Raw genomic sequence first — 24559 nt, forward strand, 5'->3', positions numbered from 1 at the left:
GGGCCGCCCGCTTCAGGCCTGTGAGAGAAAGGCCGGGGCGCCCACGGGCAGGGTAAATCGGAACCGCGCGCCGCCGCAGGCGGCCCGCTCGACGGTGATCGTCCCGCCGTGGGCCTCGACGATGCCCTTGACGATGTAGAGGCCCAGGCCGGTGCCGCCGCGCTTGCTGCCCCGCCAGAAGCGGGTGAAGACGCGGCTCATCGACTCCTCGGGGATGCCCGGCCCCTCATCGCTCACCGTGATCGCCGTACCTTCCGTGCCCTCCGGCCGTGCCGTCAGCAGCGCCGGCGCCACCTCTATCGTGACGCGCCCCTCGCCGTGGCGCACCGCATTTTCCAGGAGATTGCCGAGGACCTGGTCGACCTTGTCGGGGTCGGCCCAGAGGGCGGGCAGGGGGGCCGTCACCTTGACCTCGAAGCGGTCGGGGCGGTGGCCCGCGGTGGTGTACGCCTGGACGTGGCGGCGGACGGCCGCGACGACGTCGACCGGCTGGCGGCGCAGCTCCAGACGGCCGGAGTCGATCCGGGAGATGTCGAGGAGCTCGGCGATCAGCCGGGTGACGCGGTCGGCGTCGGCGTCGACGGTCTCCAGCATCAGCCGCTTCTGGTCGTCGGTGAACCGCTCCCACTTGGCGAGGAGCGTGGCCGTGAAGCCCTTGACGGAGGTGAGCGGCGAGCGCAGCTCGTGGGCGACGGTGGCGATGAGCTCGGCGTGGCTGCGCTCGGTGCGGCGGCGGGCGTCGGTGCCGCGCAGCTGGACGACGAGGCGGCGCACGGGGCCGGCGGGGTGCTCGCGCACGTAGCGCACGGAGACGAGGACCTCGCGGCCGCCGGGGAGGAGAAGATTCCGCTCGGGCTGGCCCACCCGGGTGGTCAGGCCGCCGTACGGATCGGTCATCGGCCACCAGCGGCGGCCGTCCAGGTCCTCCAGGGGCAGGGCGCTCTCCAGGGAGCGGCCGAGCGCCTCGTCGGGCCGGACCGCGGTGATCCGGGCCGCGGCGGCGTTGAAGCAGGTGACCCGGCCGTTCTCGTCGGCGACGACGAGGCCGTCGGGGAGCTCGTCGGGGTGCAGGCCGAGGCCCGCGAGCCCCTGAGCAGGCGCTCCTTGCCCGGGGGAACCGTGCGGCGCAGCATCCGCCGCCGGAGCGGCGTCGGCCACGCCCCCGGAAGTCCTGACGTTCGTCATCCGCACCCCCTCCCGATCCCCCGGGGGCAACCCTACTAGCTGAAGGTCACGGAGCGGCACCCTCCGGGTGCACGCTGCGCACGGGCGGAGGCGTAGAGGCACACGGCGGCGGCCGTCGCGAGGTTCAGACTCTCGGCCTTGCCGTGGATGGGGACGCGCACCACGGCGTCGGCGAGCGCGCGGGTCTCCTCCGGCAGGCCCCACGCCTCGTTGCCGAAGACCCAGGCGGTGGGCCCGCCCATGGTGCCCCGGTCCAGCTCGGCGTCCAGGTCGCGGTCGCCCGCGCCGTCGGCGGCGAGGATGCGGGCGCCGACGCCCTGGAGACCGCTCACGACCTGCTCCACGGGGACGCCCACGGCGACCGGCAGGTGGAAGAGGGAGCCGACGGAGGCCCGTACAGCCTTGGGGTTGTAGAGGTCCACGGAGGCGTCGGTGAGCACGACGGCGTCGGCGCCCGCGGCGTCGGCGCAGCGCAGGACGGTGCCGGCGTTGCCGGGGTCGCGCACGTGGGCGAGGACGGCGACCAGGCGGGGCCGGCCGGCCAGGATCTCCTCGAACGGCGTGTCCAGGAAGCGGCAGAGGCCGACGATGCCCTGCGGGGTGACGGTGTCGGACATCTCGGCGATGACCTCGTCCGTCGCGGTCAGGACGGGCACCCCGGCGGCGAGGGCGGCGGCGACGATGTCCGCGTGGCGCTCGGCGGCGTCCGGCGTCACGTACACCTCGACGAGGTGGCCTATGGCCTCGCGGACGGACTGCGGTCCCTCCGCGATGAAGCGGCGCTCCTTGGCGCGGAAGCTGCGCTTGGCAAGACGGCGGGCCGCGATGACACGGGGCGATCGCAGGGAGGTCAGCTCGGGGGCCGCCATGGGCTCACTTTCGGTTGCTGGTGTGCGCGGTGCGGTGCCGGCGGGGCGGCAGCGGGGGTCCTGGGGCCGGACGCGAGCGGACCCGCAGGCCGTGGGCCTGCGGGTCCGGTCAGCAACAGCCTCGGGGTGCCGGTCAGGCAGCGGCCTTCGGGGCGTTGACGTCGGCCGGCAGGGCCTTCTGGGCGACCTCGACGAGCGCGGCGAACGCGTTCATGTCGTTGACGGCCAAGTCCGCGAGGATCTTGCGGTCCACCTCGATGTTGGCGGCCTTCAGACCCTGGATGAGGCGGTTGTACGTCATGCCGTTCTGGCGGGCAGCGGCGTTGATGCGCTGGATCCACAGCTGACGGAAGTCGCCCTTGCGCTTCTTGCGGTCGTTGTAGTTGTAGACCAGGGAGTGGGTGACCTGCTCCTTGGCCTTGCGGTACAGACGCGACCGCTGGCCGCGGTAACCGCTGGCCGCCTCGAGGATCGCCCGACGCTTCTTGTGCGCGTTGACTGCGCGCTTGACGCGTGCCACTTGTTAACTCCTTGTAGCGGGGTCGTGGTGGATTCTCACACGACCCGAAATCGATTGGGTCCCGGTGTGGACGTGCGGCCGAAGCCGGAACGTCACTTGCCGAGAAGCTTCTTGATCTTCTTGGCGTCGGCCGGGGCCATCTCGGCGTTGCCGGTGAGGCGACGCGTCAGGCGGGACGACTTGTGCTCGAGCAGGTGGCGCTTGCCGGCGCGCTCGCGCAGGACCTTGCCGGAGCCGGTGACCTTGAAGCGCTTCTTGGCACCGCTGTGCGTCTTGTTCTTCGGCATAGCGCCGTTCTCTCCTCGTCGGTGGCACTCCCCCGGCCGGATCAGGGCGCACGGGAGTGTCATCTGTTTCGGTTGGTGTCCGGGGCGGATGCCCCGGGGGTCATCCGGGGCGCGGGGCGCCCCCGGATCACGCCTCTGCGGGCTCCTCGGCGGCGTCCGCGGGCGCAGCGCCGGTGCGCTCCGCCTTGCGGGCGGCCTGTGCCTCGCGGGCTTCGGCCATCGCCTCGGTCTTCTTCTTGTGCGGACCGAGGACCATGATCATGTTTCGGCCGTCCTGCTTCGGGTTCGACTCGACGAAACCGAGGTCCTGGACGTCTTCCGCGAGGCGCTGCAGCAGTCGGTAGCCGAGCTCCGGCCGGGACTGCTCGCGACCACGGAACATGATCGTGATCTTGACCTTGTCGCCCTGCTTGAGGAACCGGACGACGTGACCCTTCTTGGTGTCATAGTCGTGCGGGTCGATCTTCGGCCGGAGCTTCATCTCCTTGATGACCGTGTGCGCCTGGTTCTTGCGCGCCTCACGGGCCTTCATGGCCGACTCGTACTTGAACTTCCCGTAGTCCATGAGCTTGCAGACCGGCGGACGGGCGTTCGCCGCCACCTCGACGAGGTCGAGGTCGTACTCCTGCGCAAGCTCCAGTGCCTTGGCAAGCGGCACGATGCCGACCTGCTCGCCACTGGGACCGACAAGTCGCACCTCGGGGACTCGAATCCGGTCGTTGATGCGGGGCTCGGCGCTGATGGATCCTCCTCGGTAGCACCACGCGGCGGCCTGGCGGGCGGCCACGTAACGTCTTTTCCTAAGACCAACCGCGCCGGTACACACAAAAATGCCCCGACGGGACACAGGCGGGGCTCCATAAAACCGGAACACCGCCACGGCATGCCGCGGGGCGCATCGGGCAGCTCCATCGTCCGTACGGAACGATGGGCGCCGCCTGACCGGAGACCTGCCGACCTGGGGCCGGGCGAGGTGGGAGAACGGAGCTCCACTTGTGGGCCGGGCACATGTGTGTCCAGCCGGTCGTTCCCTCACCCTACCAGCTGGGGAGCAGGCGTGCTAACCCGTGGCGAACCGATTCGGCACCGGCACGTATCGTGTCCGCCATGAGCGACGCGACCCCCACCGGCGAGAAGCCGGACTTTGACACCATGACCCGCGACATCGCGGACGTCCCCGCCGTCGAGGTGATCACCACGGTCGCGGTGCACCTGATGAGCTCGGCCGCGGTCAACCTCGGCCTGGCCGAGGAGGGCGAGCAGCACAAGGACCTCGACGAGGCCCGCAAGCTGATCACCGCGCTCGCCGGGCTCGTGACGGCCAGCGCGACCGAGGTCAGCAACTTCCACGCCGGGCCGCTGCGCGACGGGCTGAAGTCCCTCCAGCTGGCCTTCCGCGAGGCGTCCGTCGTGCCGGACGAGCCGGGTCAGGGGCCCGGCGAGAAGTTCACGGGCCCCGTCTTCGGCTGATCGCCCCGTCTCAGGGCTGTGGCGCCCCGGTCAGGCCGGACCCGACGGGCCCGGCCGGCCGGGGCGCTCCCCGCCCTCGTCCACGCCACCGCTTTCCTCCCGCGGCGCGGGACGCTCCTCCGTCGGGTGCGCGGCCGTCGTCGGACCCTTCGGGTAGTGCGGCAGGGCCAGGTCGTCCGCGAGGTTCGACGGGCTGAACGGCGGATGCGTGACGCGGTGCGCGCAGGCCGCCAGGGCGCCGCCGATCAGTGGCGCGACGATGAACAGCCACAGCTGGGACAGCGCGCCCCCGCCCGCGAACAGCGCCGGGCCCAGGCTCCGCGCCGGGTTGACCGAGGTGCCCGTCAGCGGGATGCCGACCAGGTGGATCACCGCGAGGGCCAGGCCGATGGGCAGCCCGTCGAAGCCCACCAGGGCGATCTTGTGGGTCACCGCGAGCACCACGAAGACCAGCAGGAAGGTCAGGACGACCTCCGCGAGGAACGCGCCGCCCGTGTTCAGGTGCACCGCCGAGCGCCGGCCCCAGCCGTTGCTGCCGAACGCCCCGTCCGTCCTCAGCCCCGGCACCTGCTTGGCCAGCAGGAACAGCAGCGCCGCGCCCACGATGCCGCCGAGCAGCTGCGCGACCCAGTACTCGATCGCCGTGCGCAGCGCGATCCGGCCCTCCAGCAGCATGCCGAGCGTCACCGCCGGGTTCACGTGGCAGCCCGACACCGGGCCCAGCGCGTAGCAGAGGGCCAGCAGGACGAAGCCGAAGGCCAGGGCGATGCCGAGGACTCCGATGTAGTCGGCCGCGAGGACCGCGGAGCCGACGGCGAAGAAAACCAGCAGCAGCGTGCCGAGGAACTCGGCGGCGACGGTTCTCGTCTCCACGGAGTCGAGACTTGCGGCCCCCAGCTTCACGTCCATGGCGTTCCTCCAGGGATCTCCGGGATCTCTCGTGGACCTCTTCGCATTGTCGGTCGATCCACTGCGGAGCGCCTGTCGGCCGGAACGGCCGGAAACAGCCGGAACGCGGCTAGCGGGTGAAGAGCGGCTCCCCGGGGACGGAGGCGCCGGCCGGCAGCAGGGCCAGGTCGAGGCCGCGGACGAGGCGGGCCCGCAGGACCTCGTCGGAGGCCAGCGCCTGTGCGATGCGCTGCACCGCGGCGGAGACCTCGGCGTCACCGGCCAGGGCCAGGGCCAGCGTGCCGTCCGCCTCCCGCGAGGGGGCCAGGTGGGCGCGGCGCACCGCCGGCTCGGCGGTCAGGACGGCCCGGAGGGCGTCCGCGACGGCCGGGTCGGCGAGCGGGTCAGTGCTCTCGCGGCCCTCCGCGAGGGCCAGCAGGGCGGGGCCCGTCAGCTGGTACGGGACGGGGCCGGCCAGGTCCAGGACGATCGTGTCCGCCTTCTCGTGCGCGGCCGCCTGCAGCGCCTGGTGCAGGGGTACGGCTACGGGGCGGGCGTCGGAGCGCCAGCGCGCCAGGGAGTCGGTGGACGTGAACGCGGGGAGCGCCTTGCGGCCGTCCGGGGCCTGGAGCGTGGGTACGGCCATGTCGCTGGTCTTCTCGCGCTTGAGCCCGTCCGGGCCCGTCTCGACCTCCCCGAGCACGGCCACGACGGGCACGAGCAGCCGTGCGCCGCGGAGCGCGGCGAGCACGCGGGCCTCGGCACCGCCGCCCGGGTCCGCGGACCACGCGGCGAGCGCGGCGGTCAGCTCCGCGTCGGCGGAACCGTCGTCGTCGGAGAACCCGGGATCAGGAATATTCTTCAGCGCCACCAGAAGAGTCTATGGGTGCCTGTGACAACGGCTTCCGCCCGGGTGGAGGGCGCCGTCACAGACCGCCTGATCCGCCGCGGCGGCGCGCAACCACAACGGTGGCGACCGGCGGTGCCGGACCGCGCCCAGGAGTGTCCGGCACCGCCGGACCACGCCGCGGGGACTGATCACCACCGCGGCGGAAGGGGGTGCCAGGGCTCCCCGTGCCCCACGGACCACCGTCGGCGCAGGCGCTCCCCACACCTCGCTCGCCCCCTGAGGGGCCGGGGCCCGGCCCCTTGAATCCGCCGCCGCGGCGCGCAACCACAAGGGTGGAGCCCGGCGGTGCCGGGCCGGCCTCAGCGCGGAGGGGCCCGCCACGCCCCGTTACGGCTCGCGGCGGCGGCCGCGCCACAAGGCCGTGGCCGTGGCCAGGAGTGCGACGCCCAGGGCGCCCGCGGCCGGGGCCGTGTAGTTCTCGGTGGCCGGGGGGTCACCCGGGGGGCCGCCCGCAGGGCCGGACGTGCCGAAGTACGGGCTGCTGTACTCGCGGGTGACCCGGGGGCCCGGCGTCTCCGGGGCCAGGTCCCCGCCGCGGGCGATCGCCGCCGCGGGGTCGACCACCCCCGCCCCCAGCGCGTCGCTGCGCCCGCCGGGCGGCGCGTCCCGGGCCGTGTCGACGAGGAGCTTGCGGATCTGGGCGGGGCTCAGATCCGGGTGCGCGGAGCGGACCAGCGCGACCGCGCCGGAGACGAACGCGGCGGCCGCACTCGTACCCCACCCCTCGTAGTAGTGCCGGTCGGGGTCGGCGATGACGACGTCGACGCCGGGCGCGCTGAGGGCCGCGTACCACCGGCGCGTGGAGAACGCGGCCCGGCTGCCGTAGCGATCGACGGCGGCCACGGCGATGACGCCGGGGTAGGCGGCCGGGTAGGAGACGTGGTCGCCCTGCTCGCCGCCGTTGCCGGCGGAGGCGACGACGACGGCGCCCTTGCCGAGCGCGTACTGGACGGCGGCGTCCTCCTGCGGCTCGGGGTGGGCGGTGTCGCTGTCGTCGCCGAGGGAGAGGTTGATGACGTCGGCCCCGTGGTCGGCGGCCCAGCGGATGCCGTCGGCGAGGGCGTTGCCCCGCCCGCTGCGGGCCTTGGCCCGGGAGGGGTCGCCGTCTTCGAGGATCACCCGCACGGGAAGGATCTTCGCTTCGGGGGCGACGCCGACCACCCCGTCCGTGCCGTCCGCCCCGTGCCCCCGCCCGGCGATGATGCCGGCCATGGCGGTGCCGTGCCGGGCCCAGGCGCGGTCGCCGGGCCCGGCGCCGAAGCCGATGAGGTCCTTGCCGGGGAGGACCTGCCCGGCGAGGTCGGGGTGGCCGTCGTCGACGCCGGTGTCGAGGACGGCGACGGTGATGCCGGCGCCCTTGGTGGTCTGCCAGGCCTCCTCGGTGTGGAGGGCGTCGAGCGCCCACTCCTGGACGCGTATGGAGTCGGCGTGCGCGGTCCCGGCGGCCGGCAGCACAACGAGCGCGGCGGCGAGGACAGCCGTGGACAAGGGCCTGCGGCCACGGCCCCGGAACGCAACAGCGGTCACCGGGAACCCCCCTGGCCGGTGGACTGCCGCAGCGCCTGCCGGAAGCCGTTCTCGACGCGCCCGGCGAGCGCGGCGGCCTCGTGGCCGAGCCCCGCCTGCGCGGGGGCGGTGGTGGCGCCGGGGCGGGTGGCGAGGGTGGCCGGCTGCGGCGGCGTACCCGTACGGCCGTCGGCGAAGCCGGTGACGGCGTAGACGACGGCGGGCGCGTCGGTGAGGACGCTGACGGCCCAGCTCGCGCGCTGCGCGTCGCCGAAGCTCTCGGCGACGGTGCCGCGCGGCGCGTACGGGCGGGGCATCAGGTCGGTGCGCTCGTCGAGCCGTTCGTCGGCGAACCGCCGGCGCAGGTCGCGCATCCCCTGGCTGCCGGTGGCGGTGACGAGCAGTCCGACGGTGGTGACGGCGGTGGACGTGGCGTCGGTGTAGGTGGCACGGAGCAGCCGCGTGCAGCCGGCGGGGGCGAGGGCCTTCTCCAGGAGCGGGTCGAAGGCCTCTTCGCAGCCGCTGTCGGGGGCGACGCCGATCCGCGTCCAGGCGCGCTCGGCGCCACCGGGCCCGGCCGCGTCGGCGCGCAGGACGGGCGGGAAGAGGTCGTCGACGGGGGTGGTGCGCCAGAGCGTGCCGCCGCGGGCGAAGTCGCGTTCGGCCGCGGTCCCGCCGCTGCCGTCCGCGAGCCAACTCCCGGCGACGGCACCGCCGATGAGCCCGAGGCCGAGAACGAGGCAGACGGCGGCGGACAGCGTCCGGGCCCCGGAGCGGCGGCCGGCGCCCTGAGGCGGCATCGGGGGCAGCGGCGGCAGGGACGGCGGCGGAGGCGGGAAGAAGGCGGAGGCCGGGAGGGGACGGACGGGCAGTGCGGGCGCGCGGTCCGCCTCGGTGCTCACCCTGCGCTCCCCCTCGTGAGCTGGCGTCCCCTGCCCGCGCCCGGTTCTCGTTACGGGACAGGCCGGTCCGTATCCGGACATCACTCCGCAGGACGTGCGGCCCGCGGCGTGGGCGCCACTCTACGGGGCGGGCGGCGGGCGCTGCCATCTCGCCCGTGCGGGGCCCCTGTCCACCGCCGGGCGGCTCTGGCAAGCTGCGCCCCATGCGCCTTCCCGCCGCACCTCCCGCAGCACTTCAGGCCGCGCGTCCCGCCGTGCACGCGAGCACCGAGCGGGCCCGCCTGGACCGGGCGACGGCTTCCTGCGACGCGCCGCTGGCCGTGGTCGACCTCCAGGCGTTCGACGCCAACGCCGCGGACCTGGTGCGCCGGGCGCAGGGCAAGCCGGTGCGGGTGGCGAGCAAGTCGGTGCGCTGCCGGGCGCTGTTGGAGCGGGTGCTCGCCCGGGACGGCTTCACGGGCGTGATGAGCTTCTCGCTGGCGGAGTCCCTGTGGCTGGCGCGTTCGGGCGTCGAGGACGTCCTGCTGGCGTATCCGACGGCCGACCGGGCGGGCCTGGCGGAGCTGACGGCGGATCCGAAGCTGGCCCGGGCGGTCACGGTGACCGTGGACGACCCGGCCCAGCTGGCGCTGATCGACGCGGCCCGGACGGGGCGTGAGGACGTGCGGGTGTGCCTGGAGTTGGACACCTCGCTGCGCCTGCTGGGCGGGCGGCTACGGCTCGGGGCGCTGCGCTCGCCGCTGCGCGACCCGGAGCGGCTGGCGGACCTGGCGCGGTCGGTGGTGCGCAGGCCGGGCTTCCGGCTGGTGGGCCTGATGGCTTACGAGGCGCATGTGGCGGGTGTGGGGGACGCCGTGGAGGGCCGGCCGCTGTACTCGCGCGCGGTGCGGCTGATGCAGGCCGCGGCGCGCCGGGAGCTGGAGGCGCGCCGGGCGGAGGCCGTCCGGGCCGTGCGGGCCGTGGCGGAGCTCGCGTTCGTCAACGGCGGCGGCACGGGGAGCGTGCAGCACACGGCCGCGGAGGACGCGGTGACGGAGGTCGCCGCGGGGTCGGGGCTGTTCGTGCCCCGGCTGTTCGACCACTACCGGTCGTTCCGCGGCCGCCCGGCGGCGCTGTTCGCGCTGCCGGTGGTGCGGCGGCCGGGAGTCGGCGTGGTGACCGTCCTGGGCGGTGGGTACCCCGCGTCGGGGGCGGCCGGTTCCGACCGGCTTCCGCAGCCGTACCTGCCGGCGGGGCTGCGGCTGGACCCGCGGGAGGGGGCGGGCGAGGTGCAGACGCCGCTGCTCGGCGGGCCCGCGGACGATCTGCTGGTCGGGGACAAGGTGTGGTTCCGGCACGCGAAGGCGGGCGAGCTGTGTGAGCGGTTCTCCGCGCTTCGGCTGATCGATGGCGACCGCATCGTGGATACGGTCGCCACCTACCGGGGCGAGGGGCAAACGTTTCTGTGAGGCCTCGCAGGGTGGACGTCCGGCGTCAGAACGCCTTGTCCGCCTGGTCCGGGATGACCGAGCCGTCCGCGCGGCGGACCGGGATCTTCGAGCCGTCCTCCGCCGTCGCGCCCGTCGTCGCGCACGGGTACGTACCGGACTTGCGCGGCATCGGGTCGATGAACATCGGGTTGGCCACCCAGCGGCCGTCCGCGTCGTCGTAGGCGCGGCACATCAGCTCGGACTTGTTCCGGTTGATGGCCACGTGCGCACCGGTGGCGTCGTTCACGAACGTCACGTCGGTGTCGGCGTCGCCCGCGCCGAGCGCGATGCGGTGCCGGAAGTCCTGCTGCTGCCAGGCCTTCGCGCCCTTGATCTTGAAGATCTCCTGGTTGATCATGCAGCGCTTGCCGTCCATGTACGGCAGGGCGTCGCCGCGCCCGGTCTCGACGCCGCCGCAACCCTTGATGGCCGTGGTGAGGCGGCCGTGCTTGGTGATGTTGCGGATGCCGATGGTGTGCTCGGCGTCCAGGCCCACGCCGCCCGACCAGGCCTCGGCGATCGGCTCGGAGGAGGCGGAGACGATGTAGACGTCGAAGCCGGCCGCCTTGAGCGTGCGGATGAGGTCCTTCTGCTGGTCGTAGTAGCGGACGTAGCCGGCGAGGGTGTGCGTGCCGACGGTCTGCTGGGCGCCGACGGGCGCGGCGAGCTGCTCGGCGCGCGCCTGCTTGGCGATGGAGGTCACGGCGGCGGGCGTGTGACCGGCGAACAGCTGGGGGATCCAGGCGTACGCGGGGACGGTGCGGCGGTGGTTCCAGTCACCGGCGAAGGCGTCGGCGCCAGCCATCGTCTTCGACTTCTCGCGGATCTCGAAGATCTCGTCGGCGCAGGCGGTGTTCTTCGAGGTGGGCAGCGGCCGGCCGGGGCGCACGGCGGTGCCGCAGGCCTTGGTGAGGGCCTTGTCGGCGGCCGGGGTGAGCCAGGCGCTGGTGGCCTTCCAGCTGCGGGGCTGGAGGATCTTGTCGTGCTTGAGCGCCCAGGCGAGCGTGGCGTCGGTGATGTCGTTCTTGACGACGGTGTTGTCCCAGTCGAAGGCGGCGACGGGGCGGGGGCCGCCCTTGCCGGAGCAGGTGCCGCGCTCGTCGATCATCTTCTGGAGCCGGGCGCGGTTGTCACCCGCCCACGGCAGCTTCTTGTCGAGCTGGGGGCAGTTGCGGCGGGGCGCGTCGTGGGAGGGCGCGGCGGTGGCCGGAATTGCCGTGGCGAGGGCCGCGGCGGCAGCGAGGCCGGCGACGATGGCGGACTTGGTGCGCATGTGCTCTCTTTGCGGTGGTGCGTGCGGTGGCAGGGGAATCCCCCGGCGCCGGCCATTGCGGGCCCGGCACCCGGGGATCCACGGCGGGACCGGCCCCCGGGGTCTGCACCCGCGAACCGGTCTCGCCGTTGATCATGGACCCTACAGCGGGGTCACGTACGCGCCCGCGATGCCACCGTCGACGAGGAATTCCGCGGCGTTGACGAAGGACGAGTCGTCGCTGGCGAGGAAGGCGACCGCGGAGGCGATCTCCTCCGGCTCGGCGAAGCGGCCGACGGGCACGTGCACGAGGCGGCGCGCTGCCCGCTCGGGGTCCTTGGCGAAGAGCTCCTTGAGCAGCGGGGTGTTCACCGGCCCCGGGCACAGGGCGTTGACGCGGATGCCCTCGCGGGCGAACTGCACGCCGAGCTCGCGGGACATCGCCAGGACGCCGCCCTTGGAGGCGGTGTAGCTGATCTGGGAGGTCGCGGCGCCCATGACGGCGACGAAGGAGGCGGTGTTGATGATGGAGCCCTTGCCCTGGCGCTGCATGTAGGGGAGGGCGGCCTTGCAGCAGAGGTAGACGGAGGTGAGGTTGACCTCCTGGACGCGCTTCCAGGCGTCGAGCCCGGTGGTGAGGATCGAGTCGTCGTCGGGCGGGGAGATGCCGGCGTTGTTGAAGGCGATGTCGACCGAGCCGTAGGTGTCGTAGGCGGTCTTGAAGAGCGCGTCGACCTCCTCGGGGCTGGTCACGTCGACCTTGACGAAGAGCCCGCCGGTCTCGGCGGCCGCGGCCTTGCCGGCGGTCTCGTCGATGTCGGCGCAGACGACGCGGGCTCCCTCGGAGGCGAGGCGGCGGGCGGTGGCCAGGCCGATGCCGCTGCCGGCGCCGGTCACGACGGCGGTGCGGCCGACGAGGCGGCGGCAGACGGGGGTTTCTTCGGTCAAGGCAGTGGCCTTTCTGTGAGGTGCGGGGGTGCGCTGTTGGTACGAGGGGAGGGTGGAGGGCCGCCGGCTACCCCTCGGCGGGCCCGGGGTCGACGGCGATGAAGACGTTCTTGGTCTCCGTGAACGCGGCCAGCGCGTCGGGGCCCAGCTCCCGGCCCAGCCCGGAGCCCTTGAAGCCGCCGAACGGCGTCGCGTAGCGGACGCTGCTGTGGGAGTTGACGGAGAGGTTGCCGGCGGCGACGGCGCGGGAGACGCGCAGGGCCCGGGAGACGTCGCGGGTCCAGATCGAGCCGGAGAGGCCGTAGTCGGTGGCGTTGGCGATCCGTACGGCTTCCGCCTCGTCCTCGAAGGGGATGACGACGGCGACGGGGCCGAAGATCTCCTCGACGGCGGTACGGTCCTCCGCCCGGCCCTCCAGGACGGTCGCCGGGTACCAGAAGCCCTTGCCCTGCGGGGCCTCGCCGCGGATCGCGGCGGGCGCGGTCTCGCTGACGTAGGACCGTACGCGCTCGCGCTGCGCGGCCGAGATCAGCGGGCCCATCTGCGTGGCCGGATCCGCCGGGTCGCCGACGGCGAAGGACTTCACGGCCGGCTCCAGGAGCTCCATGAAGCGGTCGTACACGGAGCGCTGGACGAGGATGCGGCTGCGGGCGCAGCAGTCCTGGCCGGTGTTGTCGAGGAAGGAGCCGGGGGCGGCCGCGGCGGCCCCCTCGACGTCGGCGTCGGCGAAGACGATGTTGGGGCTCTTGCCGCCGAGTTCGAGGGTCACGCGCTTCACGCCGGCCGCGCACTTGGCCATGATCTGCTTGCCGACGGCCGTGGAGCCGGTGAAGACGACCTTGGCGACGCCGGGGTGCTCCACGAGGGCGTTGCCGGCGACGGGCCCGGCGCCGGGCAGGACCTGGAAGAGGCCCTCGGGCAGCCCCGCCTCCAGCGCCAGCTCCGCCAGCCGCAGGGCGGTCAGCGGGGTGGTCTCGGCCGGCTTGAGGAGGACGGCGTTGCCCGCGGCCAGGGCGGGGGCGAGGCCCCAGGCGGCGATGGGCATCGGGAAGTTCCACGGGGCGATGACGGCGACGACGCCCAGCGGCTCGTGGAAGGTGACGTCCAGGCCGCCGGCGACGGGGATCTGGGCGCCGGCGAGGCGCTCCGCTCCCCCGGCCGCGTACTCCAGCAGGTCCCGGGCGTTGCCCGCCTCCCAGCGGGCGTTGCCGATCGGGTGCCCGGCCTCGCGGACCTCCAGCTGGGCGAGGTCCTCCAGGTGGCTGTCTACGGTGGCCGCGAAGCGGCGGAGGTGGCGGGCGCGGTCCGCCGGGGCGAGGGCGGACCAGCTGCGCCGGGCTTGTGCGGCGCGTTGGACTGCCGCGTCGACGTCTTGCGGCGTCGCCGCGGGGATGGTGGCGACGAGTTCCTCGGTCGCCGGGTTGATCACTTGGTGCTCGTGCACGTCCTTCTCCTGGGTCGCTCCGCCGCGTTTCGTGTCCAGCTGCACGCCGGTGGTTCCGTTGTGCCGGGCTACATCCGCTCGAAAGAGCGGAACCGCTCCCAGTCCGTCACCGCCGTGTCGTAGGCCTCCTGCTCGACGCGCGCCATGTGCAGGTAGTGCTCGACGACTTCGTCGCCGAAGGCTGCCCGTGCTATCGGGCTGGCCTCCCACAGGGCGGCGGCCTCGCGCAGGGTGGCGGGGACGTGCTGTGCGTCGCCCGCGTAGGCGTTGCCCGTACAGACCTCGGGCAGCTCCAGCTCGTGCTCGACGCCGTACAGGCCGGCGGCCACCATGCCCGCGACGGCGAGGTACGGGTTCACGTCGCCGCCCGGCAGGCGGTTCTCGAAGCGGTGGGAGTGGCCGTGGCCGATGACGCGCAGGGCGCAGGTGCGGTTGTCGGGGCCCCAGGCGACGGCGGTGGGCGCGAAGGAGCCGGGCCGGAACCGCTTGTAGGAGTTGATGTTGGGGGCGTAGAGGAGCGTGAAGTCGCGCAGCGCGGCCAGCTGTCCGGCCAGGAAGTGCCGCATCGTCTTCGACATGCCGTACGGGCCCTCGTCGTCGGCGAGGACGGGCCGCCCGGCTTCGTCGCGCAGCGAGAGGTGGATGTGGCAGGAGTTGCCCTCGCGCTCGTCGTACTTGGCCATGAAGGTGAGCGCCATGCCCTCCTGGGAGGCGATCTCCTTCGCACCGGTCTTGTAGACGGCGTGCTGGTCGCAGGTGGTGAGGGCGTCGTCGTAGCGGAAGGCGATCTCGTGCTGGCCGAGGTTGCACTCGCCCTTGGCGGACTCCACGGTCATCCCGGCGGCGCCCATCTCGTTGCGGATGCGGCGCAGGAGGGGTTCGACGCGGCCGGTGCCGAGGACGGAGTAGTCGCAGTTGTACTGGTTGGCCGGGGTCATGCCGCGGTAGCCGCGGCTCCAGGCCTCCTCATACGTGTCCTTGAAGACGATGAACTCCAGCTCCGTGCCCGCGTACGCGCTCCAGCCGTGCTCGGCCAGCCGGTCGAGCTGGCGGCGCAGGATCTGCCGGGGCGAGGCGAGGACGGGCGAGCCGTCGTGCCAGGCGAGGTCGGCGGTGAGCATGGCCGTGCCGGGGTTCCAGGGGGTGCGGCGCAGGGTGGAGAGGTCGCCGCGCATGGCGAAGTCCCCGTAGCCGCGCTCCCAGGACGACATGGCGTAGCCGTCGACGGTGTTGAGGTCGACGTCCACGGCGAGGAGGTAGTTGCAGCCTTCGGTGCCGTGGTCGAGGACGTCGTCGAGGAAGAACCTGGCGGCGAACCGCTTCCCCTGGAGTCGTCCCTGCATGTCGGTGAAGGCGAGGACGACGGTGTCGATCTCCCCGGTGTCGACCAGCCTGCGCAACTCCTCGACGGCGAGCGGGGGCGTGCGGTCTGCCACAGTGATGCCTCCTGTCGGTGCGACCGGAGGTCTTAAGGTAGGGCTGAAGACCATTAAAGGGAAGGGGTCAGATGAACGATCATGCGGCCGACCGGACGGACCGGGCGGACCGGCTCGCCCCGGTGCTGCGTCCGGTCCGCGCGGGCAACGGCTTCGAGGAGGCGCTGGAGCAGATACTCCAGATCATGCGGCTGGGCCTGGTGGCCGAGGGCGAACGACTGCCTGCCGAGCGCGAGTTGGCCGACCGGCTGCACGTGAGCCGGGTGACGCTGCGCGAGGTGCTGAAGGTCTTGCAGGACCAGGGGCTCGTCGAGAGCCGGCGCGGCCGCTACGGCGGCACGTTCGTGCTCGCGCGGCCGGCGACGGAAGCGGGCGAGGACGAACTGCGCCGCCGGGTCGCCGGCGTGGACGTCGAGGACACGCTGCGCTTCCGCGAGGTGCTGGAGGTGGGCGCGGCCGGGCTGTGCGCCGCGCACGGGCTCCCCGAGGGTGGGGCCGGGCGGCTGCGCGCCGCGCTGGCCGCCACGCACGACGCGCCGCTGGCCGGGTACCGCCGCGCGGACACGCTGTTCCACCTGACGCTCGCCGAGCTGTCGGGATCCCCGTCGCTGGCCGAGCGGTACGCCGCCGTCCGGGCGACGGTCAACGACCTGCTGGACTGCATTCCGCTGCTGGTCCGGAACCTGGAGCACTCGCAGCAGCAGCACACCGCGCTCGTGGACGCGATCCTCGACGGCGACGCGGAAGGGGCGCGCGAGGTGATGCGCGAGCACTGCTGCGGGACGGCGGCGCTGCTGCGGGGGTTCCTGGCGTAGCCCGCACAAGCCGCGTTAACCCACGAGAGCCCCTCTCGTAACCAGTCTTTTACGCAAGGGGGTTGCCGAATCAGCCACCGCGAGGCAAAGGTATGGCGCAAAACCTTTACCTCCCGAGGCAGGAGCGGCAGCATGCCCGAACGCACGGAGACACCCACGGCAGCGCCACGCTCCCCGGACCGGACGCCGGACGGCCCGGACTCCCCGGGCTCCCCCGGCTACCTGGAGAAGCGCACCCTGCGCCGCGGCAGCGCCGGCCCCCTGCTCCTCACCGGCCTCGGCGTCGCCTACGTCGTCTCCGGCGACTTCTCCGGCTGGAACTTCGGCCTCGCGCACGGCGGCTTCGGCGGGCTCGCCGTCGCCGCCGCCCTCATGGGCCTGATGTACACCTGCATGGTCTTCGCCCTCGCCGAGCTCGCCGCCATCCTGCCGACGGCGGGCGGGGGTTACGGCTTCGCGCGGCGCGCGCTCGGCCCGTGGGGCGGCTTCCTCACCGGCACGGCCATCCTCATCGAGTACGTCCTCGCGCCCGCGGCGATCTCCCTCTTCATCGGCGACTACGTCGAGTCCCTCGGCCTGTTCGGGCTCACCTCCTCCTGGCCCGTGTACCTCGCCTGCTTCGTCCTCTTCATCGGCATCCACCTGTGGGGCGTGGGCGAGGCGCTGCGGTTCAGCTTCGTCGTCACCGGCGTCGCCGTCGCCGCGCTGCTGATCTTCGCGGCGGGGGCGCTGACCGACTTCGACGCCGCCCGGCTGCACGACATCCCCGCCGACACGAGCGCCCTCGGCGCGTCCTCCTGGCTGCCGTTCGGGGTGCTCGGGATCTGGGCGTCGTTCCCCTTCGGGATGTGGTTCTTCCTCGGCGTCGAAGGCGTGCCGCTCGCGGCCGAGGAGACCAAGGACCCCGTGCGGTCCCTGCCCCGGGCCATGGCCGCCGCCATGGGCATCCTGCTGGTCCTCGCCCTCCTCACCTTCCTCGCCTCGACGGGCGCGGGCGGCGCGGACGCCCTCAAGGACGCCGGGAACCCGCTCGTGGCCGCCGTACAGCCGGACGGGCACCCCACCGTGCTCGGCCGCGTCATCAACTACGCGGGGCTCGCGGGCCTCGTGGCCTCCTTCTTCTCCCTCATCTACGCCGGCTCGCGGCAGCTCTTCGCCCTCTCCCGGGCCGGCTACCTCCCCCGCGTCCTCTCCCTCACCAGCCGCCGCAAGGCCCCCTGGCTCGGCCTGGTCGTGCCCGGCGCGCTCGGCTTCGGGCTCGCGGCCGCGACCGGGGACGGGGCACGGATGCTCAACGTCGCGGTCTTCGGCGCCACCGTCTCGTACGCGCTGATGTCGCTCTCCCACATCGTGCTGCGCCGCCGCGAGCCGGGGCTGGCGCGGCCGTACCGCACGCCCGGCGGCGTCGCCACCTCCGCGCTGGCCTTCCTGCTGGCCTGCGCGGCGCTCGTGGCGACGTTCCTCGTCGACGTCACCGCCGCGCTCGTCGCCCTCGGCGTCTACGCCGTCGCCGCCGTGTACTTCGCCTGCTGGAGCCGGCACCGGCTCGTCGCGGGGGCGCCCGAGGAGGAGTTCGCGGCGCTTGCCGCGGCTGAGGCGGAACTGAACCGCGACTGAACGGTGTGATCAACGTCGTAGCGTACGGAATGACTCGCGTACGGATTGACTCGCGTACGGAAAGGACCCGCTCCATGCCCCGCCAGCCACTGATCGGCGTCACCACCTACCTCACCCGGGCCCGCTGGGGCGCCGCGTGGGACCTGCCGGCCGCGCTCCTGCCCGCCTCCTACGCGCAGCACGTGCAGCGGGCCGGCGGCCTGGCCGTACAGCTGCCGCCGGACGACCCGGCCGCCGCCGGCGACATAGTGCGGCGGCTGGACGGGCTGGTCCTCGCCGGCGGCGAGGACCTCGACCCCGGGCTCTACGGCGAACGCCCCCACCCGCGCGCGGGCGCGCCCGTGCCCGAGCGCGACGCCTGGGAGCTGGCTCTGCTGGACGCCGCGCTGGAGCGGGCGGTTCCGGTGCTCGGGATCTGCCGGGGGATGCAGCTGATGAACGTGCACGCGGGCGGGACGCTGTGCCAGCACCTGCCGGACGAGGTGGGCCACGAGGACCACAACCCGGTCGTCGGTGCCTTCACCGGCCACCTGGTCAAGCCGGTGCCGGGGACGCGGCTGGGCGACCTCCTGCCCGAGCCGTGCGACGTCGCCACGCACCACCACCAGTCCGTCGCCCGCCTCGGCGCCGGCCTCGTCGCCACGGCCCACGCGGAGGACGGCACGATCGAAGCGCTGGAACGGCCGGGTGCCGGCGTGTTCGCGGTGGGCGTCCAATGGCACCCGGAGGCACGGGACGATCTGCGCCTGACGCGAGCGCTGGTGGAGGCGGCAACCACCAACTAGGCGTTCCGTTCCGGGCGCGCCACCACGGCGGGGACGGGCGGTGCCGTACGCCCCTCATGTCTGCCCGGCACCGCCGGACGCCTCGTACGTGGCTGATCGCCGATGCGGCGGGAGATGTGGTGCCCGGCCGGCAACACGGCGAGCTGACGGCGCCCGCACCCACCCCCCGCCGCAACGGCGATCAGCCGCACGCCACCTCACCGGCGGTGCCCGCCCTGTCCGGCCGAGGGCGGCCCGGCACCGCCGGACACGTCGTTCGTGGCGCCTCGCCGTTGCGGCGGGAGGGATGGTGCCCGGCACCGAGACGAAGGCAGTCCGGCCCCCGGTCAGGGCCTGGTCACGGCCTCGTCAGGCCCAAGAGGTCTCGGGCCGGGCCCGTGGGGCGGTGGCCGGCGGGCCAGACCGCGCGGAGTGACCGGTGCAAGTCGAGATCCCCGACGGGGATCTCGACCAGGCGGCCGGACGCCAGCTCCTCCCCGATCGCGAGCTCGCTGAGCACGGACGGCCCCGCGCCGCCCACCACCGCCGCCTTCACCGCCGTCGTGGAGGCGAGTTCGAGCAGGGGCTCGGCGAGCCCCCCGTGCGCGGCGAGGGCCGCGTCCAGGACCTGCCGCGTGCCCGAGCCCCGCTCGCGGAGGATGAGCGGGGTCGCGGCCAGCTCCCCCGCGCCCAGGGGCGCCCGGCGCCGGGCCCAGGGGTGGGCCGGGGCCGTGACGACCACCAGCCGGTCGCGGGCGACGACCGCGCCGGACAAGCCGGCCGGCAGGGCGAGCCCCTCGACGAACCCCAGGTCGGCCTCGCCGGCCCGCAGCCGCTCGGCGACGGCCTCCGAGTTCCCGGCGAGCAGGGACACCGCGGTCCCGGGCCGCCGGGCGCGCAGGGCGACCAGCCACCCGGGCAGCAGGTACTCGGCGATGGTCATGCTCGCGGCGACCCGCAGCCGCGAGTCCCGCCGCCCGCGCAGCGCCTCCGCGCCGGCGTCGAAGGCCTCGGCGGCCTCGACGACGCGCCGGGCCCAGTCGGTGACGAGGACGCCCGCCTCGGTGAGCGTCGAGCCGCGGGGCGAGCGCTCGACCAGGGCGACGCCGAGCATGCGCTCCATGCTGCGGATCCGCCCGCTCGCCGCGGGCTGGCTGATGCCGGTCTCCCGCGCGGCACGCCCCAGGCTGCCCAGCCGGGCCACGGCCAGCAGCAGCTCCAGCGCGGCGAGGTCGGGTACACGGTCCGTCAGCCGCCCATGCGTCATAACTCCAGGTTATGCCCTCATAGAGACAAGGTCCCTGGTGGCGGGCAGCGCCCCCGCCGATCCTTGAGTCATGAGCACCTCCCGCACCACCGCACCCCTACGCCACCTCGGCCCCAACTGGTACGCCGCCGTCATGGGCACCGCGATCGTCGCGAGCGCCGGCCGCGCGCTGCCCGTGCGGCCGCCGGGCCTGACCGGGGCGTGCGAGGCGGTGTGGGTGCTGTCGGCGGCGATGCTGGCCGCCCTGCTCATGGCGCGGGCCGTGCACTGGGCCCGCCACGCCGACCAGGCGAGGCGGCACCTCGGTGACCCGGCGGTGGCACCGTTCTACGGCTGTGCCGCGATGGCCCTGCTGGCGGTCGGCGGGGCCACCCTCTCCGTGGGCTCCGGGGTGATCGGCACGGGCGCCGCCGTGGCCGCCGACGCGGTCCTGTGGACGGCCGGCACCGTGACGGGCCTGGCCGCCGCGGCGGGCATCCCGTACCTGATGGTGACCCGGCACCGGATAGAGCCGGGCCAGGCCTCCCCGGTGTGGCTGCTGCCGGTCGTGGCGCCCATGGTCTCCGCGGCGCTGGGCCCGGCCCTGGTGCCGCACCTGCCCGCCGGGCAGGGGCGGGAGGCCATGGTGCTGGCCTGCTACGCGCTCTTCGGGATGAGCCTGCTGGCGACCCTGCTGATCCTGCCCGCGGTCTTCGCGCGGCTGATCCACCACGGCCCGCTGCCGCTCGCGCTGACCCCGGCCCTCTTCCTCGTGCTGGGCCCGCTGGGCCAGTCGACCACCGCGGTCGGCAACCTCGCCGACGCCGCGCAGGGGGCGCTGCCCGCCCCGTACGCGCACGCCGCGGCGCCGTTCGCCGTGCTGTACGGCGCCCCGGTGATGGGCTTCGCGCTGCTGTGGCTGGCGCTGGCCCTGGCCATGGTGCTGCGGGCGTTCCGGCAGGGCATGGGCTTCGCGATGACCTGGTGGGCGTTCACGTTCCCGATCGGCACCTGCGTCACGGGCGCCGCGGGTCTCGCCCGCCACACCGGCCTGCACGCCCTGACCTGGCTGTCCGTGGGCCTGTACGCCGTCCTGGTGGCGGCCTGGGCGGTGGCGGCCGCCCGTACCGCGCAGGGCCTGGTCAGCGGCCGGCTGCTCGCAGCGCCGCGCCCAGCACCGCAGCAGCTTCCGTCAGTGAGGGTCCGTACCACGTGAGGTGACGCCCGCTGACGAGCGCGCACGGCAGCCCGGGGAAGGACTCCGGGCCGTCGTCGTGCGTGAAGCGGTAGGGCTCGTCGGGCAGGACGGCCAGCTCCGCGCCGCAGGCGTTGAGCTCGTCGAGGGGGATGCGCGGATAGCGCTCGGGGTGGCCGGCGTGGACGTTGGCGACGCCGAGCCGGGCGAGGAGGTCGCCGGCGAAGGTGTCCCGGCCGAGGACCATCCAGGGCCGCCGCCACACCGGCACCACGGCCGGCACGGCAGGCCCGGCGGCCCGCACGTCCCGCCACGCGTCCTCCGCGTCGGCCAGCCAGCCGGGCCGGGCCAGTCCGCAGCCGCGCACCAGGACCCGCTCCAGCTCCGTGAACGCCTGGGGCAGCGTGCGGACTTCGGTGACGAGCACGTCCAGCCCGGCGGCGCGCAGCGCGCCGAGGTCGGGGGCGCGGTTCTCCTCCTCGTTGGCGAGGACGAGGTCGGGCGCGAGGGCGGCGATCCGCGCCGTGTCGGGGTTCTTCGTCCCGCCGATCCGTACGACGCCGAGGCCCGCGGGGTGGTCGCACCAGTCGGTGGCGCCGACGAGCAGGCCGGGCTCGGACGCGGCGACGGCCTCCGTCAGGGAAGGGACGAGGGAGACGACGCGGCGTACGGCGGGGCGGCTGCTCCTTGCGGTGACCACCGCCCCACCGTACGCCCGTTCGTCAGTGGCTGACAGGCGCGAGCTTGTCGGCCAGGCCCGGGTGGGCGTCCAGCCAGTGGCGGGCGGACTCCTTCTCCTTGCCCTTGCCGCCGTCCTGGACCGCGACCTCCAGGGAGGCGAGGTCCTGCTCGGACAGCTTGAAGTCCTTCAGCCAGGCGGTGACTTCGGGGAAGTCCTTGCCGAAGTCCTTCTTGCCGACGGCGTGGATCTCCTCGCCCTTGCCCCAGGCGCCCTTCGGGTCCTTGAGCTTCTTCAGCTTGTGCTTGCCGTAGGCCCAGTGGGGCGACCACAGGGTGGCGACGATGGGCTCCTGCTTCTTGATGGCCCGGTCGAGGTCGGCGAGCATCGAGGAGGTGGACGAGGAGACGACCTTGTACTCGCCGTCCAGGCCGTACTCCTTGAGGACCTTGTCGTTGAGCGTGCCCATCATGCCCGCGCTGGACTCGATGCCGACGATCTTCCCGCCGAACTGCCCGCTCTTGCCCTTGAGGTCCGCCAGCGAGTCCACGCCCTTGACGTAGTCGGGCACGGACAGCTCCAGCGAGGTGGGCCCGTACCAGGCACCCAGGTCGGTGAGCTGGTCGCGGTAGCGGTCCATGTACTGCTTGTGGGTCGTGGGCAGCCAGGAGTCGAACTGGACGTCCATCTGGCCCTGGGCCAGCGCGGTGTACAGCGGGCCGGGGTCGAGCTGCTTGACGTCCGGCTTGTAGCCGCGGTCCTCCAGGATGTTCTGCCAGAGGTACGTGGTGGCGACGGCCTCGTCCCACGGGAAGTAGCCGAGCTTGATGCCGCGGCCGTGGCCCACGTCGGCGCCGGCCGCGACACTGTGCCCGTCGTCGCCGCTGCGGGCGAGGTTCATGCCGCCGGCGACCAGCGCCAGGACGACGACGCCGACGGTGGCGACGGCCGTGCCGGGCCGGTAGCGCAGGACGGCGAGCCCGCGGGTGGCGGCCGCGGCCTTGGCGGCGGCGCGCCGGCCGAGCGGGGAGACCCGCTGGTTGAGGGCGCCGGTCATCCGGTCCAGGTAGATGGCGAGGACGACGACGGCCAGGCCGCTCTCGACGCCGCCGCCGATGTCGACCTTGGTGACGGCCGCGTACACGGCCTCGCCGAGGCCGCCCGCGCCCGCCATGCCGGCGATGACGACCATGGACAGGGCCAGCATGATCACCTGGTTGACGCCCGCCATGATCGTGGGCAGGGCGAGCGGCAGCTGGACCCGGGTGAGGGTGTCGCGCGGCGTGGTGCCGAAGGCCGTCGCGGCCTCGACGAGCTCGCCGTCGACCTGCCGGATGCCGAGCTCGGTCATGCGGACGCCGGGCGGCATCGAGAAGACGACGGTCGCGATCAGGCCGGGGATCGGCCCGATCGAGAAGAACATGACGCCGGGTATGAGGTAGACGAACGCCGGCATCGTCTGCATGACGTCCAGCGCGGGGCGCAGCGCCCCGCTGACCTTGCTGCTGCGGGCCGCCCATATGCCGAGCGGCACGGCGACGAGCAGGGTGATCAGGCTCGCGACGAGGACGAGCGAAAGGGTCGCCATCGCGGCTTCCCACAGGCCGAAGGAGTCGACCAGGGCGAAGCCGGCGAAGGTGAGCACGGCGGGCAGGAGGCCGCGCAGCCACCAGGCGACGACGGCCAGGATGCCGGCCATCAGCAGCGGCTCGGGGCTGCCGAGGACGGCGTCGACGCCGTCGTACATGCCGGTCAGGACGGTGTTGATGGCGTCGAAGAGCCAGTTCAGGTGGGTTTGCAGCCAGCTGACGGCGTTCTCCGCCCAGCTTCCGAGGTGGATCCTAGGCACGGGCGCTCACCTCCGCCTCGTCGGCGTGGGCAGGCGTGGCGGCCTCCGCGGGCTCGTCGCCGGTCTCCGGGGACTTCGCGGTCGCCGCCTTCGCGGCGGCCGCGGGCTTTCCGGCTTCCGTGGCGTCCGGGGTCCGCGGGGCGGGCACCTCGGCCTCCTCGCTGAGCGCGGCGAGCAGCAGGTCGCGCGTGACGACGCCGGCCGGCTCGCCCTGCGCGTCGGTGACGGTGAGGGGGTCCGTGCTGCGGGCGAGCGGGGTGAAGAGCTCGGCGACGGGCGTCGCGGCGGGGACGGTGGCGGCACCGGCCGGGGCCGCGGCCCCCGTGTTCATGATCGAGCCTGCGGTCAGCACCCGGCTGCGGTCGACGTCCTGGATGAACGAGGCCACGTAGTCGTTGGCCGGGCGCACGAGGATGTCCTCCGCGGTGCCGTTCTGCACGATCCGGCCGTCGCGCATGACGGCGATCCGGTCGCCGAGGCGCATGGCCTCGTTGAGGTCGTGGGTGATGAAGACGATGGTCTTCTTCAGCCGCGTCTGGAGGTCCAGGAGCTGGTCCTGCATGTCGCGGCGGATCAGCGGGTCGAGGGCGCTGAAGGACTCGTCCATCAGCAGCAGGTCCGCGTCGGTGGCCAGCGCGCGGGCGAGGCCGACGCGCTGCTGCATGCCGCCCGAGAGCTGGTCGGGCCAGGAGGTCTCCCAGCCCTTGAGGCCCGCGAGCTCCAGCGCCTCGGCGGCGCGCTCCTGGCGCTCCGCGCGCGGCACGCCCTGGACCTCCAGGCCGTAGGCCGCGTTCTCCAGCACGCTGCGGTGCGGGAACAGCGCGAAGTGCTGGAAGACCATGCTGATCTTCCGGGAGCGCACCGTGCGCAGGTCGCGCGGGGCCAGGGCGGTCAGGTCCTGGCCGTCGAAGAGGACGCGTCCGGCGGTCGGCTCCAGCAGGCCGTTGAGCATGCGCAGGAGGGTGGACTTGCCGGATCCGGACAGACCCATCACCACGAAGATCTGGCCGGCCTCGACCTCGAACGAGGCGTCGATGACGGCTGCGGTGGTGCCGTCGGCGCGCAGCTCGTCGCGGTCGGCGCCGCCTTCGAGCCGTTCGACGGCGGCTTCGGGTCGTCTGCCAAACACCTTGTACAGATGCTCGGCCTGGAGCCTGGACACATACACCTCTCGGGTCGAACTCACGACGGCCCTGCCTCCCCCGGGTGGCAGGGCCGTGGAGCGGTGCGGCAATCGGTCCGCGCGCCCGCTTCCAGGCACACGTGCCGAGGACCGGGTCCGCTCCGGTGCCGCGCCTGCCCCCGATC

23 protein-coding genes are annotated in these 24559 nt (G+C 73.7%); 6 read left to right on the forward strand and 17 right to left on the reverse strand.

Annotation, left to right across the window (positions count from 1 at the left end):
* Positions 1–12: 12 nt before the first annotated feature.
* From PS271_RS03990 to infC, 5 genes are all read right to left on the reverse strand, one after another.
* A complete protein-coding gene (locus tag PS271_RS03990; protein WP_398380145.1) occupies positions 13–1185 on the reverse strand; it encodes a sensor histidine kinase in 1173 nt (390 codons plus the stop codon).
* Positions 1186–1220: 35 nt separating this feature from the next.
* Positions 1221–2054 (reverse strand): TrmH family RNA methyltransferase, encoded by an 834-nt coding sequence (locus PS271_RS03995; RefSeq protein ID WP_359098536.1) that lies wholly within the window; start codon positions 2052–2054, stop codon positions 1221–1223.
* A 133-nt stretch (positions 2055–2187) separates the two neighbouring features.
* A complete protein-coding gene (gene rplT / locus PS271_RS04000) occupies positions 2188–2574 on the reverse strand; it encodes a 50S ribosomal protein L20 (protein ID WP_030369869.1) in 387 nt (128 codons plus the stop codon).
* A 92-nt stretch (positions 2575–2666) separates the two neighbouring features.
* Positions 2667–2861, reverse strand: coding sequence for a 50S ribosomal protein L35 (gene rpmI / locus PS271_RS04005; RefSeq protein ID WP_030369870.1), 195 nt, complete (start codon positions 2859–2861; stop codon positions 2667–2669).
* A gap of 127 nt (positions 2862–2988) precedes the next feature.
* Complete coding sequence (gene infC / locus PS271_RS04010; protein WP_398380148.1) at positions 2989–3648, reverse strand: translation initiation factor IF-3; 660 nt, start codon at positions 3646–3648, stop codon at positions 2989–2991.
* A gap of 320 nt (positions 3649–3968) precedes the next feature.
* Here infC and PS271_RS04015 point away from each other — a divergent pair, with 320 nt between their 5' ends.
* Entirely contained in the window at positions 3969–4331 is a 363-nt protein-coding gene (locus tag PS271_RS04015; RefSeq protein WP_398380150.1) for a DUF1844 domain-containing protein, read from the forward strand.
* A gap of 30 nt (positions 4332–4361) precedes the next feature.
* Here PS271_RS04015 and PS271_RS04020 read toward each other — a convergent pair whose 3' ends face one another.
* The 4 genes from PS271_RS04020 to PS271_RS04035 form a co-directional block, all read right to left on the reverse strand.
* Positions 4362–5204 carry an MIP family channel protein gene (locus tag PS271_RS04020; RefSeq protein WP_398386661.1) on the reverse strand — a complete coding sequence of 281 codons (843 nt, stop codon included), beginning with the start codon at positions 5202–5204 and terminating at the stop codon, positions 4362–4364.
* Between the two features lie 145 nt (positions 5205–5349).
* Positions 5350–6090 carry an SseB family protein gene (locus PS271_RS04025; RefSeq protein WP_398380152.1) on the reverse strand — a complete coding sequence of 247 codons (741 nt, stop codon included), beginning with the start codon at positions 6088–6090 and terminating at the stop codon, positions 5350–5352.
* Positions 6091–6456: 366 nt separating this feature from the next.
* Complete coding sequence (mycP, locus tag PS271_RS04030) at positions 6457–7656, reverse strand: type VII secretion-associated serine protease mycosin (RefSeq protein ID WP_398380154.1); 1200 nt, start codon at positions 7654–7656, stop codon at positions 6457–6459.
* The gene (locus PS271_RS04035; RefSeq protein ID WP_398380156.1) at positions 7653–8537 is read right to left on the reverse strand and encodes a hypothetical protein; all 885 of its coding nucleotides are present in this window, start codon (positions 8535–8537) and stop codon (positions 7653–7655) included. Before PS271_RS04035 ends, mycP begins: the two co-directional genes overlap by 4 nt.
* A 203-nt stretch (positions 8538–8740) precedes the next feature.
* On the opposite strand from PS271_RS04035, the gene PS271_RS04040 reads away from it, so the two are divergent.
* Positions 8741–9985 carry an alanine racemase gene (locus tag PS271_RS04040; RefSeq protein ID WP_398380157.1) on the forward strand — a complete coding sequence of 415 codons (1245 nt, stop codon included), beginning with the start codon at positions 8741–8743 and terminating at the stop codon, positions 9983–9985.
* 25 nt (positions 9986–10010) lie between these two features.
* Here PS271_RS04040 and PS271_RS04045 read toward each other — a convergent pair whose 3' ends face one another.
* From PS271_RS04045 to PS271_RS04060, 4 genes are all read right to left on the reverse strand, one after another.
* The gene (locus PS271_RS04045; protein ID WP_398380158.1) at positions 10011–11279 is read right to left on the reverse strand and encodes an HAD family hydrolase; all 1269 of its coding nucleotides are present in this window, start codon (positions 11277–11279) and stop codon (positions 10011–10013) included.
* Between the two features lie 141 nt (positions 11280–11420).
* Positions 11421–12206: a 3-oxoacyl-ACP reductase gene (locus tag PS271_RS04050; protein ID WP_398380160.1), complete on the reverse strand. Its 786-nt coding sequence runs from the start codon at positions 12204–12206 to the stop codon at positions 11421–11423.
* 67 nt (positions 12207–12273) lie between these two features.
* Positions 12274–13695: an aldehyde dehydrogenase family protein gene (locus tag PS271_RS04055; protein ID WP_398380162.1), complete on the reverse strand. Its 1422-nt coding sequence runs from the start codon at positions 13693–13695 to the stop codon at positions 12274–12276.
* Between the two features lie 23 nt (positions 13696–13718).
* Positions 13719–15086, reverse strand: coding sequence for a glutamine synthetase family protein (locus tag PS271_RS04060; protein WP_398380164.1), 1368 nt, complete (start codon positions 15084–15086; stop codon positions 13719–13721).
* Between the two features lie 71 nt (positions 15087–15157).
* Between PS271_RS04060 and PS271_RS04065 the strand changes: the two genes are divergently transcribed.
* The 3 genes from PS271_RS04065 to PS271_RS04075 all read left to right on the forward strand — a co-directional run bounded on the left by PS271_RS04065 (position 15158) and on the right by PS271_RS04075 (position 18303).
* Positions 15158–15901 (forward strand): FadR/GntR family transcriptional regulator, encoded by a 744-nt coding sequence (locus tag PS271_RS04065; protein WP_398380166.1) that lies wholly within the window; start codon positions 15158–15160, stop codon positions 15899–15901.
* Positions 15902–16033: 132 nt separating this feature from the next.
* On the forward strand, positions 16034–17518 hold the full coding sequence (gene eat / locus PS271_RS04070) for an ethanolamine permease (protein ID WP_398380168.1): 1485 nt from the start codon (positions 16034–16036) through the stop codon (positions 17516–17518).
* 74 nt (positions 17519–17592) lie between these two features.
* The gene (locus PS271_RS04075) at positions 17593–18303 is read left to right on the forward strand and encodes a gamma-glutamyl-gamma-aminobutyrate hydrolase family protein (RefSeq protein ID WP_398380170.1); all 711 of its coding nucleotides are present in this window, start codon (positions 17593–17595) and stop codon (positions 18301–18303) included.
* Between the two features lie 337 nt (positions 18304–18640).
* Here the strand turns inward: PS271_RS04075 and PS271_RS04080 are convergent, their stop codons facing one another.
* Positions 18641–19549 carry a LysR family transcriptional regulator gene (locus PS271_RS04080; RefSeq protein ID WP_398380171.1) on the reverse strand — a complete coding sequence of 303 codons (909 nt, stop codon included), beginning with the start codon at positions 19547–19549 and terminating at the stop codon, positions 18641–18643.
* A gap of 70 nt (positions 19550–19619) precedes the next feature.
* Here PS271_RS04080 and PS271_RS04085 point away from each other — a divergent pair, with 70 nt between their 5' ends.
* Positions 19620–20744 carry a TDT family transporter gene (locus tag PS271_RS04085; protein ID WP_398380173.1) on the forward strand — a complete coding sequence of 375 codons (1125 nt, stop codon included), beginning with the start codon at positions 19620–19622 and terminating at the stop codon, positions 20742–20744.
* On the opposite strand, the gene PS271_RS04090 is transcribed toward PS271_RS04085, so the two are convergent.
* Genes PS271_RS04090 through PS271_RS04100 form a run of 3 tightly spaced genes read right to left on the reverse strand, consistent with a single transcriptional unit; the run spans position 20671 to position 24413 of the window.
* A complete protein-coding gene (locus PS271_RS04090; protein ID WP_398380175.1) occupies positions 20671–21423 on the reverse strand; it encodes a helical backbone metal receptor in 753 nt (250 codons plus the stop codon). The two genes, PS271_RS04085 and PS271_RS04090, sit on opposite strands and share 74 nt — an antisense overlap.
* Before the next feature lie 22 nt (positions 21424–21445).
* Complete coding sequence (locus tag PS271_RS04095; RefSeq protein ID WP_495656746.1) at positions 21446–23251, reverse strand: ABC transporter permease/substrate binding protein; 1806 nt, start codon at positions 23249–23251, stop codon at positions 21446–21448.
* Positions 23244–24413 carry a quaternary amine ABC transporter ATP-binding protein gene (locus PS271_RS04100; RefSeq protein WP_398386662.1) on the reverse strand — a complete coding sequence of 390 codons (1170 nt, stop codon included), beginning with the start codon at positions 24411–24413 and terminating at the stop codon, positions 23244–23246. The genes PS271_RS04095 and PS271_RS04100 overlap by 8 nt, the downstream gene beginning before the upstream one ends.
* Between the last annotated feature and the right edge of the window lie 146 nt (positions 24414–24559).

The sequence above is a fragment of the Streptomyces sp. SCA2-17 genome (genome assembly GCF_044336695.1).